The sequence below is a fragment of the Cupriavidus sp. HY129 genome (assembly GCF_059492215.1).
The window spans coordinates 1,681,798-1,699,345 of the sequence record NZ_CP083255.1 but is presented as its reverse complement, the minus strand read 5'-3'; the positions used below and the strand labels follow the sequence as shown (position 1 = coordinate 1,699,345).

Sequence of the window (17,548 nt, the reverse complement as noted above, 5' to 3'; positions counted from 1 at the left end):
CAATTCTGGTCAATCCTGCGCAACACGGCCTCTCTACTGAGTGTTTGCTCGTCCGGCTTATCGATGGCAGACTTGCAACAAAGTTGCAAAGAACGTCTGGCTACCTGGCACCTTCGATTCGATCCTCTTCAACGCCCTCCATGCGGCAGCGCTGGTTATCGATCCTGCTGGTCCTGTTCCTGCTATTCGGGCAGTCGGCAGCGGTCGTCCATGCGGTCGGTCACTTGCAGGCTCACCACCAAACGAGCTCCTGTGCGGTACCTGTCGACATAGAGCAATGCGGACCTGCACACGACGTTTGCCCGACATGCCTTGCGCTTGCCGCCATTGCTGTCGCCATTCCCGTGATTGCCTGCTGGATGGTGGCCGCGTGCGAGCGCCGCTGGCACTTCCCTGCACGCTTCAGCCGCCATCTGGCGCTGGCATTTTCACCCCCTGCCCGTAGTCGCGGGCCACCTCTGCTGATCGGAATGTACCGCTAGTTCGCGCGGGCGAGGCGCTAGTCCCGCAGCCCGATCATTCCTGCCCTGCAAAGGTGTTCCATGACCCGTTTTCCGCTACGAGCCGTTGCGGCCGGCGTCACGTCGACGTTCGTCGTTGCCGCACAAGCCCAATCGGCAGAGTCCAATCCGCCAGCGTCACCATCCTCGCCTTCCGCAACGGAACAGCCTGCCACCAACGCAGGCGGCGATAAAACCCTGAACACGGTCGTTGTTTCCGCCAAGCGATTGGACGAGGCCCGCAACGCGCTCTCGCCGGAGACTGGCAGTTCCGTCTATCGCTTCGACAGCACCGATATCCAAACACTGCCGTTAGGCGAAAACACGCCCCTGAACCAGGTGCTGCTGCAGGCGCCTGGTGTCGTGCAGGATTCTTTCGGTCAGTTGCATGTACGCGGTGACCACTCCAATCTCCAGTACCGCATCAACGGCGTCATTGTTCCGGAGCCGATCAGCGGCTTCGGACAAATGCTCGACACGCGCTTTGCCGATGAAATCAAACTCATCACGGGAGCCCTGCCGGCACAGTATGGCTACCGTACCGCCGGCATCGTGGATATCACCACCAAGGGCGCGCCCACCGACGAAAACGGCGAACCAAAAGCCTTCGGTGGCGAAATCGGTACGGTGATCGGCAGCCATGCAGATCATGAGGTCAACGCCCAGATTCAAGGCACCAAGGGGCCATTCAGTTACTACCTGAGCGGCTCCTTCGTGGAGAACAATCTGGGCATCGAGAATCCGACCAGCAGCCCGAATGCTATCCACGACCACACCGACCAGAGCAAGGGCTTCGGCATGCTGTCCTATCTGCTCGATGCGGACAATCGGGTCAGCTTCCTGTTCGGCACGGCCAACAACCGCTTTGAGATTCCCAACCGCCCCGGATTGACACCCCAGTTCACGCTGGACGGCGTGACGCCTCCTGCCTCGGAAAACCTGAACGCCAACCAGCGCGAGAAAACCGACTTCCAGATCCTGTCGTACCAGAGCAAGGTGTCGGCGGCGCTGGATTACCAGGTCTCGCTGTTCCACCGCACCAGCCGCATCGACTACTCCCCGGATCCTGTCGGCGACCTTGTCTACAACGGCGTAGCCGCGGACATCACGCGGCGCAACGAGGCGTATGGCGTGCAGGCCGATGCCAGTTACGTACTGAACCCGCGGCACACACTTCGCACCGGGCTATTCGTGCAGCGCGAGAACTTCGGCGTGGACAATACCTCCACGGTATTCCCGGCCGATGCCAACGGTAACCAGACCAGCGGCGTGCCATTCACGATCGTGGATAACAGCAGTCTCTCGGGCACGACGCTTGGCTTCTACCTGCAAGACGAGTGGAAGGCCACGGACAAGCTGACCGTCAACTACGGCGCTCGCTATGACCACGTCAACACGGTAGTGAGCGAGCAGCAACTCAGCCCGCGGCTCGGGCTGACCTATGACGTGTCCAACACGACACGGGTCCATGCCGGCTACGCCCGGTACTTCACGCCGCCAGCCACGGAGAAGATCGATACCACCACGGTCACGAAGTTCATCGACACCACGAATGCACTCCCCTCCGACGCCAACACGGCCGTACGCTCAGAACGCTCCGACTATTTTGACCTCGGCGTTTCGCATCAGGCGACCCGCAATCTGACCGTGGGCCTGGATGCCTACTATCGGAAAGTGCGCCACCTCCAGGATGAGGGCCAGTTCGGCAATGCGTTGATCTTCTCCACGTTCAACTATGACCAGGGCAAGATCTACGGACTGGAGGGCACGGCAAATTATCATCAGGGCAACTTTGGCGCTTACCTGAATGTTGGCGTGTCGCGGGCGATGGGCAAGGGCATCGAGACCGGCCAGTTCAATTTCTCGCCGGAAGAACAGGCCTATATCGCCAACAACTGGGTCCACCTCGATCACGACCAGACTGTGGCGGCATCGATGGGCACCTCATATCTGTGGAAAGGCAACCTGCTGACCGCCGATGCCATCTACGGCAGTGGGCTGCGCAACGGCTTTGCCAATACCTCGCACCTGGCGGCCTACTTTCAGGTCAACGTCGGTATCGCGCACACCTTTGATCTGCCCGCCATCGGCAAGCTCAAGACCCGGTTTACCGTGGTCAACCTGTTCGATCGCTCCTATGAGTTACGAGACGGCACCGGTATCGGTGTCGGCGCACCGCAGTATGCCCCGCGCCGCAGCTTCTATCTGGCTGTGTCCAAACCGTTCTGAGTGGCCCTTGATCTCAACACTGACTCTTTTCAGGAACTACCATGCAAGACCTCGGACTTTCCCATCTCTGGTCGCAAGGCGATCTCGTCATACGCGCGACCGCCATCATTCTGCTGATCATGTCGGTACTGTCTTGGATCGTGATTCTCACCAAGGCGTGGGATCTGGTTCGCATCAAGAAGATGGCGCATGGCGCGGAGAAGCATTTCTGGCACGCCGACGATTTCGACCACGCGCTCGATACACTCGGCGCCAACGGAGCCAATCCATTCCGGACGCTGGCCATCACTGGCCGCGAGGCCACGCAGCACCACCATGCCAGCCAGCCACAACTCCGCGACGTGCTCGACATTTCCGACTGGCTGACCCGTTCGCTCAAGAGCGCGATCGATGAGGCTGTGGGACGCATGCAATCGGGCCTGGCCGTGCTGGCGTCGGTAGGCTCGACCGCACCGTTCGTCGGCCTGTTCGGTACCGTGTGGGGCATCTACCACGCGCTGATCGGCATCGGCGCCTCGGGCGTACCGACCATCGACAAGGTTGCCGGCCCTGTCGGCGAGGCACTGATCATGACCGCCTTCGGCCTGGCCGTGGCGATCCCGGCCGTGCTCGGCTACAACGCGCTGAGCCGTGGAAACAAGGGCGTCATCAGCAAGCTGAACCGCTTCGCGCACGACCTGCACGCTTATTTCGTGACCGGCGCGCGCGTGCGTCCGACCACTGGTGGCACACGCGCCAATGACGCGTCGGTGCGACTGGCCGTCAAGAATAAAGTCTCCTCAGCAGACGCAGGAAGGAGAGCTGCATGGCGCTCGGACGAACCCTTCGCCTAGTGCGTCTGGCCATCGCAGCATGACCGTCGACTGGTTTCCTATGTTGCCCAACGCACGCAGAAAGCGGCCGCCCTTCGGAAGGATGTCGGAAAATGCGCAAAGCAATATTCGGCCCCAACATTAGCGTAGCCATCCATGGCGCTATGCAGATACACAGCATCACATGACCACGCTTCAAATCATCATCCTGGCCTGTGTCCAAGGCCTTGCCGAGTTGCTGCCGGTTTCCAGTTCGGCGCACGTCATCCTGGCCGAGAAATGGCTGGGGCTGGACCCGACCTCGCCCGACATGACTCTGATGCTTGTGATGTTGCATACGGGCACGATGTTCGCGGTCATCGCCTATTTCTGGCGCTCGTGGCAGCAGACGTATTTCTCATCGACCAAGGCACTGTGGAACAACGGTGTCCTGCTGGCGGTGGCCACGGCAGCCACGGGCGTCGTCGGGCTGGCCCTGCTGTACATCATCAAGCATGCCGTGATGGGCGGCGCCGACAGCTTCGAGGTGGAACACCTCTTTGGCAATACCAGGCTGATGGCGGTCAGTCTGGCTGTGGCTGGCGTTCTGATCATCGTGTCCTCCAGGCGCTCCAGTACAGCCACCGAAGACCTGACTGGCCGGCGAGCCCTTTGGGTTGGGGCCGTGCAGGGGCTGTGCCTGCCGTTCCGCGGACTGTCGCGTTCGGGCGCGACGATCTCCTGTGGGATGCTGCTGGGTGTGGAGCGCCGCCGCGCCGAGGAGTTCAGCTTCGCGCTGGCCGTAGTGCTGACGCCAGCCGTCATCGCCAAGGAAGGCTATCGCTTCTTCAAGGCGCATGCGGGCGCAACTGACGGCCTGCTGCACCTGCTGGCACCGAGCCTGCTAGGCATGGTGTTCAGCTTCATCGCCGGCTTGGTGGCCCTGCGCTGGCTGTCGCGCTGGCTGGAGCAGGGGCGCTGGTACCTGTTCGGCTGCTACTGCCTGGTCGCGTCGGTTGTCGTGTGGACGTTCGCCGGGTAAAGCTGCGCCTGCTCGAGCCGTGCCTGCCATTCTTACCAGCCCAGATGACTGCGCCGCACCCGACGTCACTCCCTGATGGCGCGCCGAAAAGTGCGCCCTTCATTCACGCGTGCAGAGCCATCGCGGATGGGTGGATCGGCCCGGGCATTTTGTGAATCAAGATTTGCACGCGCAGAGAGTCCGATCCACGGGAAGTTGATGTCGGGAATCCGCAGCCTGCCACCGCCCCGAAGTTCTTGCTCGATCACTGCGTTGCGTGCGAAGTCGAACACACGGCCACGAATCGCCTATGCACACTCCTGGGGCAGGCCCGCGTTGAGCCAGCCTGCGATCCCTTGATCGCCCCCGCTAGTCCCCCGGCTACGGGGGTGCCTTTTTTTGAGATCAATGAATGCGGATCAGCAGAGCTATCGGACTTTAGCTTGGCCACCCATGCCTCATGGCCTGCAGCGACACGGCCACTTTCAAGCCGTTCCCTTTTTGACGCCGACTGCTCGGCCTTGCGGTGACGTTCGGCCGCTCCTTATCGGAACCCTCGCGCTGCAAGTGCGCGAGGAGATCGCCAATAGGCATCGATTTGGCAAAGAGCCCCCCTGACGATACTTCGCGTTGTGCCCGGCAAGGTAGCGAGCCTGTGCTGGCATCCACGGCGTCTATCACCCCAAAGGCGGCCGGGCAGACCGATGTTGATCGCGCGCAGATTGTGCAGCCTCGGTGCTTCCACTGTCATCGAAGGCAATGGCCTTGGCGCGACAAGTAAAGATCGATCTGCTCGCAAGCCGTACCTTGAACTCTCCAGTAAGTCGGTGCCCGGAATCCTCCGAGACCACAGGAGCATCAAAATGGCTGCAGCGAGCATGGCGCTGAGCCGATCCATCGAGTACAGCCAGCGTCACCTGAGTCTGAATGTCCGGCGCGGTCTCCTGTTGCTCTTCCTGCTCATCCAGGCAGCATCCATCGGTGCCTACCTGATGTTCGAACGGGCACGTATCGAGAACGACACGGTACGCGTCCTGCGCAACACGGCCTTGCTGAAGGCGGAGCAATTCGACACCAGCCTCCAGGCCATGCGCTATCAACTGCGTGTCGTTGGCGACGCCGTATTGCTTAACCGCGATGTCCCCATCGCTGACGCCGAGCCGTTCCTCGAACGTGAACTGGCCCAGGGCTGGCTGGACGCCGTGTTCATCACTAATGCAAACGGCGACATCATCGGCAGAAGCAGCATCTTTCCAGTCGACCAGGCCCTGCTCGACAGTTTTCGGGAAGGCCCCGTGTCCAGGGACCTTCGCCAGCCGGGCGTGAACGAGAGGCTTTTCTTCTGGCGTGGCAATACGAGCCATTCGGACTCCCAAGGCTTCCTCGTCTATCGCGCCGTGTACGACGCAGAGGGGCGCTACCTGGGCAGCATCATTGGCTACCTCGCCAATGCCACCTTGAAGCGGCGGTACCTGCAGATCGAGATACGGGGCTTTGACCTCGGCGCAGGAGGTGTCGTGACCGTGGTCGACCGCGACAGCGGCCACGTACTAGCCCGGATGGGTGGATACCCGCCGCTCCCCGGTTATGCGGACGCGTCCGTCGCACGTCAGATGGTTCTGGCCGGCGATACAGCGCTGCAGGTCCACCGCTTCGTCTCGCTCATCGACGGCGTGCGCCGGTACGGTGTGTTTCTGAACATCAACCAGGGAAGATGGGTGATGGTGGTGGCCGCATCCGACAAGGCCTTCCTGCATGGCTGGCACATGCGCGCGTGGCTGGGCGCCGGTGCGTTTCTTGCCATGGCCGTCCTGCAGTGGATGCTATTGCACTATGCGAATGACAAGTTCCTGCAACGCGAACGCCTGGCCCGGCAGGCCCAGTACGATCCCCTGACCGAACTGGCGAACCGTCGGCGCTTCGACGAGTGGGCCCGGGTCGCGCGCAGCCAGGCGCGGCGCCATGGACAGCCCCTGAGCGTGATGTCCTTCGACCTGGACTTCTTCAAGCGGGTCAACGACACCTACGGACATGACGGCGGCGATGCCGTACTTAGGCACGTGGCCCGCCTGTTGCGGAGCGCCCTGCGTGAAGGTGACATCGCCGCCCGTTTCGGCGGCGAGGAATTCGTCGCAGCCCTGACCCATGCTTCCCTGGAGGGAGCGGTGGAAACGGCCGAGCGCATTCGCGCGAGGATTGCCGCCGAACCGGTGACGTTCAATGGCCAGTCCATCGCGATCACCATCAGCGTCGGAGTCGCCCAGATTACGTCGGAAGAATTGGCCGCGAGCGACAGCATGGCTGCGGCGCTTGCGCGCGCCGACCACGCGTTGTACCAGTCCAAGAAGAATGGACGCAACCGTGTCTCTGTGGCCAGCCCAATGGCAGTGACTCATAACTGCTAGCTTTATCAAGAACCAATCAGTCATGAGGGGGTCTGCGGTCGGGTTCCGCCTCAGCAACGGGCGGGCGCGGGCCTCCAAGCCCGTCGCCCGACGCTGCAAGGCCCAAGGCACCCCTGGCCAAGCGTTCGAGCATCGAGACACCATTTCGATATATCCGGCGTTGCCTTCCTATCACCGGAGCACAGCAGCAACGCGCACCACAGGCAGAATGTCACGTGCTCCACGGCTCAGCGATTTCACCCTAGAATCCGGAATTCTGTCCGAACAAGCAAACACCTCTGGAGACTACATGCCTACCCCCCGACTGCACAGCCGAGTCAAATCGCTGGCCAGGCTGACCGCACTAGCCATGCTGATGATGTCGGTCGGCCCCCAAGCCGCATTCGCGGCGGGCGGCGCTGACCACGATGCCTTTTTCTGGCTAGGGGAGATCAACAAGGCGTCGACGGTCATCAATACCGACGAAGGATTGCTGGATCGCTCGCTGGCACCGCGCGTGGCAGGCGGCATTGCCACGGTGCTGGCCAATGGCGACAAGCCCGGCGGCCAGCGACCGTCGACGGTGATTACTTTCGAGCCACTGATGATTCAGGCCGCAGGTCAGGAAGTCACGTTGATCCATGCCGGCCGCTCGAGCCAGGACATGCTTGCCACGGTGCGCGCGGCGATGTTGCGCGAGGAAGTCTTGTCGCTGGCCGACCAGCTTAACAAGACCTCCGCCACCATCGTCAAGCTGGCGCGGCAGCACGCCGAAACCATCGTGCCGAACTACACGAACGGCGTTGCCGCACAGCCCAACAGTTATGGCCACTACCTGCTCGGCATCAATGCGGGTCTGGAACGCGATGCCCAGCGCCTGCGGGAAGCCTATCAGCGTATCGATCGCTCGCCGATGGGAACGACGGTGCTGAACGGCACGGGCTGGCCGCTGAACCGCACGCGGATGGCGAGCTACCTCGGTTTTTCCGCGCTGGTGGATAACGCCTATGATGCGTCGCAGATCAGCGCCGTGGACCTGCCGGTGGAAGTGGGCTCGATCGTGACCAGCATCGCCCTGCACACAGGGAGCTTCATCGAGGACGTGATGACGCAGTATGCGCAGCCGCGCCCCTGGATCCTGCTGCAGGAGGGCGGCGGCAATACCTATGTGTCCAGCGCGATGCCGCAGAAACGCAATCCAGGGCTGCTCAATTCCACGCGCGAGAAGGCCTCCACAGCGATTACGCTGGCCATGGGGCCGGTGATCCGCGCGCACAACCTGCCGCCGGGCATGTCCGATGCCAAGGATGCCGTTACCAATGGCCAGATGGTGCAGAGCGCAATCACGACATTGAAGGGGCTGGACCGCATCATGACGTCCCTGGTGATCGATCGGCAGCGCGCGCTGGATGAACTGGACAGCGACTGGACGGCGTCGCAGGAACTGGCCGACGAATTGATGCGCAAGTACAAGCTGCCGTTCCGCGTCGGCCATCACTTTGCGTCGAACCTGGTGGACTATGCGAAGGCGCACGACATCAAGCCAAGCGCCTTCCCCTATGCCGAGGCGAAGCGCATCTATGCCGAAGCCGTGCGCGACTACGGTGGTGGGGCGTTTCCGATGAGCGAGGCGGAGTTTCGCGCGGCGCTCGATCCGGTGGCCATCGTCAAACATCGCGTGACGGTGGGCGGACCGCAACCAGCAGAGATGGATCGCATGCTGAAGGCGTCCGAGGGACAACTGGCACAACAGGATGCGTGGATCCGCGAGCGGCGGTCGGCGATCGCTGGTTCGCTGGGCCGACTCGACCGGGATTTCGAAAAGTTGCTGAAGTAGGCGCCAATGCCCACTGCGGTTCTGTCTCGATAGCGGCGCGAGGTGAAGCCAGCCAGTGATCGACTGAGACACCACGCTCGGCCATCATTGGCTCAAGATGACGTAAGTTGGGTTTCTTATGGTGAGGAAGCAAGGATGTACGGACTGATTGGAAAGATGAAGGTCATTTCTGGACAACGCGAGGCACTAGTCTCCATCCTCCTTGAGGGCGTTAGCGGAATGCCTGGCTGCTTGAGCTACATCGTTGCGCATGATCCTGATGATGCTGATGCGATCTGGATCACGGAGGTCTGGGACAGCCAAGATAGCCATCGGGCCTCCCTGTCTTTGCCGTCAGTGCAACAAGCCATCGCGCGCGGCAAACCACTCATCGCGGGTTTCGGCGAACGGTTCGAGACAACGCCGATTGGCGGCCAGGGGTTAGCCGTTCACTAGAGGCAACCGCTTCGGAACGAATCGTGCAGCGGCTTTGCGCAACGGCCTGCATCGGGCAGTACAAGCTACCCAACCTCAGCCCGACCCAGGAGAGGTCTCGCGCGCTCCCACCAGCGCGGGACTCGATCAGTTCCGAGCAGTGTCGCTTTTAGTCTGGACGTACCAACCGAAGCGTGATTCACCAAAGCGCGATTCACCAGAGCTTCCGCTGTCAGACAATTTCACCCTTTACTCCTTGCCGGTTCGCTGGCGAGTACTGTATATTTATACAGTACTCGCCGCACCCCGGAAAAGCTGGCTCCTGCAGCCAAGCCCGTGCGGCGCCTGCGCTTTCTCCCCTCCACATCGAAAGGCAATCATGTTCGTGGACCGCACCGAAATCATCAACGCCGCCAAGGCACTTCGCGCCAGCCAGGAAGAATCCAGGTACAGCAAGCTCGTCGCACTCGCGAACAAGCAACTGAAGGCAATGCAAACGGCAATCCAGAAGGGCAAGGAAGAATTCGAGACCACACTGGTACTCGACATCAACGAAGACAACCCGCAAGCAGCGCTGGAACCGCGCGCGCAACGGCTGGCCGACGACCTCAGAGCGCAGGGCTACACCGCAACGGTGACCACGTTTGCCGAGGTCAGCACCGACCGCAAGAACTGGACGCCGAATATCACGGTCGCCATCGGTCTGGGCGACCTGGTTTCCGAAGTCGACAGCGAGATAGCGGCAAGCACGGTGACCGATAAGACCGAGGTCGCGCCAGCTGACGAAGCTGTCAGTGAAATGGCCTGACAGCTGCTGGGCACTCCAAGAAAAGGCACGGCATCACGGGGCGTTTTGCGCACGGTCGCGTGCGTGACGGCTGTTCCTACAAGGGGAGTCTGCACGGAATCTACCAGTGACGCCCAATGTAGGAAACCGTGGCGTATCAGGACGTAATGCCTGCGCTTTGATCGAACAAGGACTGTCACCACGCATGGCGGATCTCAGTGCGTGGAACATGCTCGTGCCGTGAGCCTGTGAGCAGTTATCCCCACTGGCTTCGTCGAGGTCGGCGATCGGCCATTCTCGAATTCGTGTGTGCCCGGTCCTGTATGACTGCTGTGGCATAGGCAACAGTCATCAGCGAAGGCTTTTTTCGAAAACGCTCGTCGACCCGCCGACCACTGGGCTCCTCTCGACCGAGCTCGAACCCTGAATGCTCGTGGACCCGTTCACTGCCAGTTGGGCTTCCGTATCCGGATGGCGACTGGCCGGATGTCGCCCGTGAACTTGAACGGCGGTTTGTAGTCGGGAGTCACTGGTTGGCCCGTATCCTCGCCAATGCCAAACAAACGTGTCGATGCTGAAGCGGCCACCCACCGTGGCATCCATTTGCGCTTCGCCCACCGTCTGGTTTCCCGGAATCTTGCGAATAGCCTTTCGACTCCAGGCCAGGCGCGATGCTCGCCGCCCTATTCTGACGGCCGCTTCTATCCCGCCTGCTCGCGGGAGTGCATTTGGCCTCGCGTCTTTACTTAGGGGTTCCGAGGGGGTGTCCCGGTTCGTTAAATCTATGTCCCCATATGACAAATGAACTGGCCGATCTTCGCAAATAATGGCTGGGTTGGGGCCAGTCGGTATCGGTCTCGATTAAACCCGGCAGCGCTACCCCGAGCCTGTGGCAGTTCTTGATCTACAGGAGCACCAAGCCGGCACTTCCCGTACTTCATATTTGCGGGAAGTGGTAGCGCCAAAAGCCAAGCTCCACAATCTCTCTTCCCGGACCTGCCATGAACTTTCTTGACGGACACCTGTTCCCCGAAAACCAGCAACCGCTGATCATCACCGCTGCGCCCTATGCGCCCTCGTGGGTTCCGTCGGACTTTCCCGAGGAGATCCCGGTCACCATGGAGGAGCAAATCCAGAAAGCGGTGGATTGCTACAACGCCGGCGCCACCGTGCTGCACCTGCATGTGCGCGAACTCGACGGTAAGGGCTCCAAGCGTCTGTCCAAGTTCAATGAGCTTATCGCCGGCGTCCGCGCCCGCGTGCCGGAGATGATTATCCAGGTCGGCGGATCCATCAGTTTCGCTCCTGAAACCGAAGGCGCGGCAGCGAAGTGGCTCTCGGACGACACGCGCCACATGCTGGCCGAACTCGACCCCAAGCCCGACCAAGTGACGGTCACGGTCAATACGTCGCAGATGAACGTTCTCGAGCAGTTCGACCACCGCGATATCGTGGGCAGCTCGATGGAAGATCCCGCGGTCTTCAATGCGTACAAAGAGATGACGGTGCCGGCGCAGCCTGGCTGGGTGGAGGAGCACGTCCGCCGCCTGACCGCTGCGGGGATCCAGAGCGCCTTCCAGTGCTACAACGTCAACAGCTTCGAGTCCGTGGAACGGCTGATGCGCCGCGGGATCTACAAAGGCCCGCTGGTCATGAACTGGGTGGCAATTGGCGGCGGCATGGACTCGCCGACCGTCTACAGCCTTGCCAACTTCATGCGCGGTGTGCCGGATGGCGCAGTCGTGACGGTGGAAAGCTCGGTACTCAACGTGCTGCCAGTCAACACCATCGGTATTGCGATGGGGCTGCATGTTCGCTGCGGCACGGAAGACAATCTCTGGAACCAGACGCGGACGAAGAAGATTGGCACCGCAGCACAGATCGAGCAACTGGTGCGCATCTCTCGCGAGCTGAGCCGCCCGATCGCTACCGCCAAGGAAGCGCGCGAAATGTGCAAGATCGGCGTGTTCTACGACACGGTAGAAGAATCGCTGGAGGCCAACGGGTTCGCACCCAATCGAAACGGTGGACGCCAAGGCTTCCTGCAGAAGGCTGCCTGATCAGGCTTCCGCTCTTGGGGGCCTTAGCGCCCCTTCGAACGTCGATGTCTGCGCCGCCCTCTCAATTTGAGAGGGCGTTTTTCTTGGTTCATCGCCGAATTCCGCGGAGGGTTAATGGCCGGCGGCTGAGTCTGCCAAGATACTGTTGTTCGATAGTTCGCGTTCCAATGGCGGAGTTGCGACCGGCTTCCGCCACTAGCCGTGGCCACTCAACGGGACTCTGTACTGATCCACAGACGGACAAACAGCGTTGCCGGTCTCCTGTGCCCTATATATTGCGCCTGCTTCTAAACGCTTGTTTGCTTGGCGACACCTTGCCCATGAGCATTGGTAGCGGAATGGCCAACAATGGACTAATCCCAAGCGCAACAAGGACCCGTCTCCACCTTGCCCGGCCGTAAGTGGTGGCAAGGGATCCACACACGCTGGAAAACACCCTTCTCCCCTCCCCAAGCACTCACTCAGGCCATCGCCCTCAATGCCCCCCCTCCCGGCGCTGCCCCGTCAATCACCAAATCGCCCATCACCCCAGCCACTGCGCTGTGATAAATGGCAACCCGCCTCCCGGCGCCGCGTCCGCCATAGCCGCGACCGTGTAAACTCCCCCCTTTTTCCCATCCTGCCGACATGACGCAAGTGCCACAGCGCACGGGTTTCAGCGGCCCGAAACTGCTGCGCGTGCTGGCGCGCCTGACCGAGACCGACGCCGCCGGCGCCGTGCCGTCGCTGTCCGCCGTGATGAGCCGGTGGCTTGGCTGGACCGACGCCATCGCGCTGTCGGCCGCGCTCAACGGCAGTCCGCCGGAAATGCCGTCCGGCGCACCGGCGCGTGCGGGTAGCGAACGGGGCATCGGCGACGCCGCTGGCACCCATGTGCGCGCCATGCTGACCGCCGCGATTACCGGGCAAGGCATGTCGTCCGACAGCCGCCGCCGGATGCCGACGCGGACGGCGGCGCCCGATCCTGCCGAGGCCGACTTCGCCGTCCATCGCCAGCGCTATATCGCGTTGCAGCAGCAGATGGAACGCGAAATCGCCGGTCTGCGCGGGCGGCTGCGGGCTGCACTGACGTCGCGCACGCCGCAGGCAGCCCGGCTGGCCATGCTGGATGCCGTCATGGAACAGGTACTTGGCGCGCGCGAGCAGGCAGTGCTTGCCGCAGTGCCGGGAATGCTGGAACCGCATTTCACACGGCTTCGCGACGCCGAGGGCGCGTGGCTAAACGTATTTCGCAGGGACATGCAGAGCGTACTGCTGGCCGAGCTGGAAATCCGATTCCAGCCCGTGGACGCCCTGCTCGCCGCCCTGCGCGACATCTGATCGAACTATATGAACAGACACCTCACACCGCTCGTCGCGCCACTCGTTGTCTTCCTGGCTGGCCTCGCCGTCGTCGGCTGGGTCGGCGCCGGCTACGCGGGCACGAATGCGCTGGCGCTGGCCGTCACACTGCTCATTGGCGGGTTTTACGTAGGCGGCGCGTTCGAACTGCGCCGCTACCGCCAGGCCACGGCCACCCTGCCCGTCGCGCTTGCCAATCTGGCCGCGCCGCCGACCAGCCTCGGCGCGTGGCTCGACAGCCTGCATCCCAGCCTGCGCAATGCGGTACGCCTGCGCGTGGAGGGCGAGCGCGTTGCGCTTCCTGGACCGTCGATGACGCCGTATCTGGTCGGCCTGCTGGTGCTGCTGGGGATGCTCGGCACCTTCCTCGGCATGGTCGGCACGCTACGCAGCACCGGCGTGGCGCTGGAAAGCGCGGCCGACCTGCAAGCGATCCGCGCCTCGCTGGCGGCCCCGGTCAAGGGTCTTGGCTTCGCCTTCGGGACGTCTGTGGCTGGCGTAGCCACCTCGGCCATGCTCGGGTTGCTTTCGACGCTTGCCCGCCGCGAGCGCGTGCAAGCGGCGCAGATGCTGGACGAGCGCATCGCCACCACGCTGCGCGCGCATTCGCGCCATCACCAGCACGATACGGTATTCGCCCTGCTGCAACGCCAGGCCGAACTGATGCCCACGCTGGTAGATCGACTGGAAACCATGGCCGCGACGATGGCCCGCCAGAATGAAGCCCTCGGCGAGCGCCTGTCTGCCAGCCAGGATGCCTTCCACACGCGGACCGAAGCGGCCTACGCGCGGCTGGCCGATACCGTGGGGCAGTCGCTGAAGGAAGGCATCGCGGACAGCGCCCGGGCCGCCAGCGCGGCGATCCAGCCAGCCGTCGACACCACCATGACCGGCCTCGCCCGCGAAGCCGCCACCATGCGCGACACCGTCACGCAGACCGTGCGACAGCATCTGGACGACCTCTCCACCCGCTTCGACGCCACCACTACCGCCGTGGCCGACACCTGGCGTCAGGCGCTCGCCGAACACCAGCAGGTGAACGCCTCCCTGACGTCGGACCTGCGCGCATCGCTCGACGGCTTCGGCGAAACCTTCGCGCAGCGTTCAACGGCACTGGTTGACGGCATCAGCACGCGCCTCGACACAGCCGCCGCCGACGCCGCCAGAACATGGGATACCGCGCTGTCGCGCCTCGAACATACGGGCGAATCGCTCGCCAGCGCCAACCACCAGGCGATGGCCGACGCTTCGGCCGCCTTCGCGCAACACGCCGCCGCCATCGCCGGGACGGTCAGCCAGTCGCACGCCAACTTGCAATCGCAATTGGCGGCACAGGAAACGGAGCGGCAGACGGCGCTAGCCGAACGCGATGAAACGCGGCTTTCCGCGTGGCGCGACACGCTGGCCAGCATGACCACCACCATGCGCGACGAATGGCAACGGGCCAGCACGCAATCGGCCGCCGACCAGCAGGCCGTTCGCGACGCCCTGGCGCAAAGCGCGCGCGACATCGCCACGCACGCCGAGGCTCACGCGACCGGCACGCTTGCTGAGATCGACCGCCTACTGCAGACCACGACCACGCAGCAATCGGAACTGGCCGCACGTGACGAACAGCGACTCGCCACATGGCGCGACACGCTGGCGACCATGGCCGCCACGATGCGCGACGAATGGCAACAGGCCAGCTCGCAATCTGCGACCCATCAACAGGCCGTCCGCGACGCCCTGGCGCAAAGCGCGCGCGACATCGCCACGCACGCCGAGGCTCACGCAACCGGCACGCTTGCCGAAATCGACCGCCTGCTGCAGACCACGACCACGCAGCAATCGGAACTGGCCGCACGTGACGAACAGCGACTCGCCACATGGCGCGACACGCTGGCAGCCATGGCCGCCACGATGCGCGACGAATGGCAACAGGCCAGCTCGCAATCGGCTGCCCATCAGCAGGATGTCCGCGATGCCCTGACGCAAAGCGCGCGCGATATCGCCGCTCACGCGCAGACGCACGCCACCGGCACGGTTGCTGAAATCGACCGCCTGTTGCAGGCCGCATCCACGCTGCAATCGGAACTGGCCTCGCGCGACGAACAGCGCCTTGCCGCGTGGCGTGACACGCTGGCCACCATGGCCGCCACCATGCGCGATGAATGGCAACAAGCGAGCACGCAATCGGCCGAGCATCAGCGCGAGATCCGTGACGCCCTCGCCCGGACTGCCAGCGATATCGCCACGCACACGCAGGAGCAGGCCAACGGCACCATCGCCGAAGTGGCCCGCCTGGCGCAGATCGCAACTGAAGCACCCAAGGCCGCCGCCGACGTCATCGCCGAACTGCGCCAGAAGCTCACCGACGGCATGGCGCGCGACAACGCAATGCTCGAGGAGCGTGGGCGTCTGCTCGAAACGCTCGGCACGCTGCTCGATGCCGTGAATCACGCCTCCACCGAGCAACGTGCGGCCGTGGATGGGCTCGTCACGACTACGGCGGACCTGCTGGAGCGCGTCGGCACGCGCTTCACCGAGCAGGTGGCGCAGGAGACCGGCAAGCTCGATGGCATCGCGGCACAGGTCACGGGCGGTGCCGTCGAAGTGGCGAGCCTGGGCGAAGCCTTCGGTATGGCGGTACAGGTGTTCAGCGCATCGAATGACAAGCTGGCGGAGCACCTCACCCGCATCGAGGCCGCGCTCGACAAGTCGATGACGCGTAGCGACGAGCAGTTGGCCTACTACGTGGCGCAGGCCCGCGAGGTGGTGGACCTGAGCATGCTGTCGCAGAAGCAGATCCTTGAGAACCTGCAGCAGTTCTCCGCGCAGCAGGCAGGAGCCGAGGCGGCATGACGGACGATTTCGACGCCGGCGCGGAGCCCACCGTCCCGGCCTGGGCGGTGTTCGGTGACCTGATGTCGGTCATGCTGGGCGCCTTCGTGCTGGTGCTGCTGGGCGTGATTGGCGTGCAGATGGAACTGTCGGCACGGCTCGAGAACGAGGTCAAGCAGCGGCAAGAGGAACTGAAGCGACGCCAGACGCTGGAGGAAGCGCTCGCCGGGCCGCTGGCGGCTGGCCGGGTCACGCTCAAGGACGGGCGCATCGGCATCAGCGGCAATGTGCTGTTCGCGCTGAATTCCGACCAGTTGCAGCCGGAAGGCCGCGCGCTGCTCAAAAGCCTTGCCGCGCCGCTGTCGGCCTATCTGGGCGCGCGCGACGAAATCCTGATGGTCAGCGGTTTCACCGACGACCAGCAGGTCAGGGAAGGCAACCGGCGATTTGCCGACAACCTGGAACTGTCGGCCCAGCGGGCGCTGACCGTCACCCGCGCGCTGATCGAAGCGGGCCTCCCCCCGGCTTCGATCTTCTCGGCGGCATTCGGCTCGCAGCAGCCGGTCGCGTCGAATGCCACAGAGGAAAGCCGGGCGAAGAACCGGCGCGTGGAAATCGCGCCAGTGCCGAGGGTATCTGCCGGGGCCGGAGCCGGTGCCGGGACCACGAAACCCCATGCATAACGACGGCCCGCTCGATCCCCTTACCCTGCTCGACGGCTGGCGCGACAACGGCGCAGACCGTGCAGACCCCGTCCGCTTTCGCTTTATCGAGACGATGGCGCAACGCGCGTCCGGCTATAGCGGCGAAGCTGGCCGTCTGCTCGATGCGCGGGTAGCCAGGCTGGTGGCGGAATACGGGCAGATGCTGGCAGGCAATGCGAGCGCGTCGGACGAGGTAGCGCAGCCAGAGGCACAGTCGCAACGGCTCGACGCCCTCGCGGAACTCGCGGCGCTCAGGGAGCGCCTCGGCCAGCATACGCAGCCAGCCGCCGCGGCCACCACCACCCACGCTCGCGTTCACACTCACACACCAAACGCCCTCATCCCGCAGCGCGCCGCCCCCGTCGAGCCAGAACTGGCCGACTACTTCCGCGACACCTGGGCTCGCGTCAGTGTCGACCGGCAAATGCGCCAGTCGCAGGCGGGTGTGCCCGAGAACGCCGGGCCGCTGAATACGAACCATCTGGTGCATCGGTCACTGTCACTGATGCGCGAGGTGTCGCCCGGGTATCTGGAACAGTTCCTGTCGTATGTCGATGCACTGTCGTGGCTCGAGGGGATGCACCCCATCTCGCTGGTGCCCGACCGCAGGGCACGCGCCAAATCGGGCAAGACGGGAAGCGGCAACGTCTGAAAGGG

General features: G+C 63.2%; 12 protein-coding genes. All 12 read left to right on the top strand.

The genetic code is table 11. From position 1 onward, the window contains the following. The first annotated feature begins 542 nt into the window (after positions 1-542). The 12 genes from K6G35_RS23925 to K6G35_RS23870 all read left to right on the top strand — a co-directional run bounded on the left by K6G35_RS23925 (position 543) and on the right by K6G35_RS23870 (position 17,543). A complete protein-coding gene (locus K6G35_RS23925; protein WP_008652033.1) occupies positions 543-2,729 on the top strand; it encodes a TonB-dependent receptor in 2,187 nt (728 codons plus the stop codon). A gap of 41 nt (positions 2,730-2,770) precedes the next feature. After that, positions 2,771-3,562 (top strand): MotA/TolQ/ExbB proton channel family protein, encoded by a 792-nt coding sequence (locus K6G35_RS23920; RefSeq protein WP_008652034.1) that lies wholly within the window; start codon positions 2,771-2,773, stop codon positions 3,560-3,562. A gap of 163 nt (positions 3,563-3,725) precedes the next feature. Continuing rightward, a complete protein-coding gene (locus tag K6G35_RS23915) occupies positions 3,726-4,562 on the top strand; it encodes an undecaprenyl-diphosphate phosphatase (protein WP_495676436.1) in 837 nt (278 codons plus the stop codon). Between the two features lie 683 nt (positions 4,563-5,245). Continuing rightward, a complete protein-coding gene (locus K6G35_RS23910) occupies positions 5,246-6,946 on the top strand; it encodes a sensor domain-containing diguanylate cyclase (RefSeq protein WP_081596877.1) in 1,701 nt (566 codons plus the stop codon). A 289-nt stretch (positions 6,947-7,235) separates the two neighbouring features. Beyond that, positions 7,236-8,762, top strand: coding sequence for an argininosuccinate lyase (locus K6G35_RS23905; RefSeq protein ID WP_495676435.1), 1,527 nt, complete (start codon positions 7,236-7,238; stop codon positions 8,760-8,762). Positions 8,763-8,897: 135 nt separating this feature from the next. Continuing rightward, entirely contained in the window at positions 8,898-9,197 is a 300-nt protein-coding gene (locus K6G35_RS23900; RefSeq protein WP_495676434.1) for a putative quinol monooxygenase, read from the top strand. A 358-nt stretch (positions 9,198-9,555) separates the two neighbouring features. After that, positions 9,556-9,984: a hypothetical protein gene (locus K6G35_RS23895; RefSeq protein WP_495676433.1), complete on the top strand. Its 429-nt coding sequence runs from the start codon at positions 9,556-9,558 to the stop codon at positions 9,982-9,984. A 980-nt stretch (positions 9,985-10,964) separates the two neighbouring features. After that, positions 10,965-12,023 (top strand): beta-keto acid cleavage family enzyme, encoded by a 1,059-nt coding sequence (locus K6G35_RS23890; RefSeq protein WP_008652041.1) that lies wholly within the window; start codon positions 10,965-10,967, stop codon positions 12,021-12,023. Between the two features lie 627 nt (positions 12,024-12,650). After that, entirely contained in the window at positions 12,651-13,343 is a 693-nt protein-coding gene (locus K6G35_RS23885; RefSeq protein WP_495676432.1) for a DUF3348 domain-containing protein, read from the top strand. Positions 13,344-13,352: 9 nt separating this feature from the next. Beyond that, positions 13,353-16,208, top strand: coding sequence for a DUF802 domain-containing protein (locus K6G35_RS23880; protein WP_495676431.1), 2,856 nt, complete (start codon positions 13,353-13,355; stop codon positions 16,206-16,208). After that, positions 16,205-16,870 carry an OmpA family protein gene (locus K6G35_RS23875; RefSeq protein ID WP_017514636.1) on the top strand — a complete coding sequence of 222 codons (666 nt, stop codon included), beginning with the start codon at positions 16,205-16,207 and terminating at the stop codon, positions 16,868-16,870. The genes K6G35_RS23880 and K6G35_RS23875 overlap by 4 nt, the downstream gene beginning before the upstream one ends. Next, positions 16,863-17,543 carry a DUF2894 domain-containing protein gene (locus tag K6G35_RS23870; protein WP_495676430.1) on the top strand — a complete coding sequence of 227 codons (681 nt, stop codon included), beginning with the start codon at positions 16,863-16,865 and terminating at the stop codon, positions 17,541-17,543. Before K6G35_RS23875 ends, K6G35_RS23870 begins: the two co-directional genes overlap by 8 nt. Positions 17,544-17,548: the final 5 nt, after the last annotated feature.

Bases quoted from the DNA above. Each gene is read 5' to 3' on its own strand.
- K6G35_RS23925 (WP_008652033.1), top strand. From the start codon at position 543: ATGACCCGTTTTCCGCTACGAGCCGTTGCGGCCGGCGTCACGTCGACG.
- K6G35_RS23920 (WP_008652034.1), top strand. From the start codon at position 2,771: ATGCAAGACCTCGGACTTTCCCATCTCTGGTCGCAAGGCGATCTCGTC.
- K6G35_RS23915 (WP_495676436.1), top strand. From the start codon at position 3,726: ATGACCACGCTTCAAATCATCATCCTGGCCTGTGTCCAAGGCCTTGCC.
- K6G35_RS23910 (WP_081596877.1), top strand. From the start codon at position 5,246: ATGTTGATCGCGCGCAGATTGTGCAGCCTCGGTGCTTCCACTGTCATC.
- K6G35_RS23905 (WP_495676435.1), top strand. From the start codon at position 7,236: ATGCCTACCCCCCGACTGCACAGCCGAGTCAAATCGCTGGCCAGGCTG.
- K6G35_RS23900 (WP_495676434.1), top strand. From the start codon at position 8,898: ATGTACGGACTGATTGGAAAGATGAAGGTCATTTCTGGACAACGCGAG.
- K6G35_RS23895 (WP_495676433.1), top strand. From the start codon at position 9,556: ATGTTCGTGGACCGCACCGAAATCATCAACGCCGCCAAGGCACTTCGC.
- K6G35_RS23890 (WP_008652041.1), top strand. From the start codon at position 10,965: ATGAACTTTCTTGACGGACACCTGTTCCCCGAAAACCAGCAACCGCTG.
- K6G35_RS23885 (WP_495676432.1), top strand. From the start codon at position 12,651: ATGACGCAAGTGCCACAGCGCACGGGTTTCAGCGGCCCGAAACTGCTG.
- K6G35_RS23880 (WP_495676431.1), top strand. From the start codon at position 13,353: ATGAACAGACACCTCACACCGCTCGTCGCGCCACTCGTTGTCTTCCTG.
- K6G35_RS23875 (WP_017514636.1), top strand. From the start codon at position 16,205: ATGACGGACGATTTCGACGCCGGCGCGGAGCCCACCGTCCCGGCCTGG.
- K6G35_RS23870 (WP_495676430.1), top strand. From the start codon at position 16,863: ATGCATAACGACGGCCCGCTCGATCCCCTTACCCTGCTCGACGGCTGG.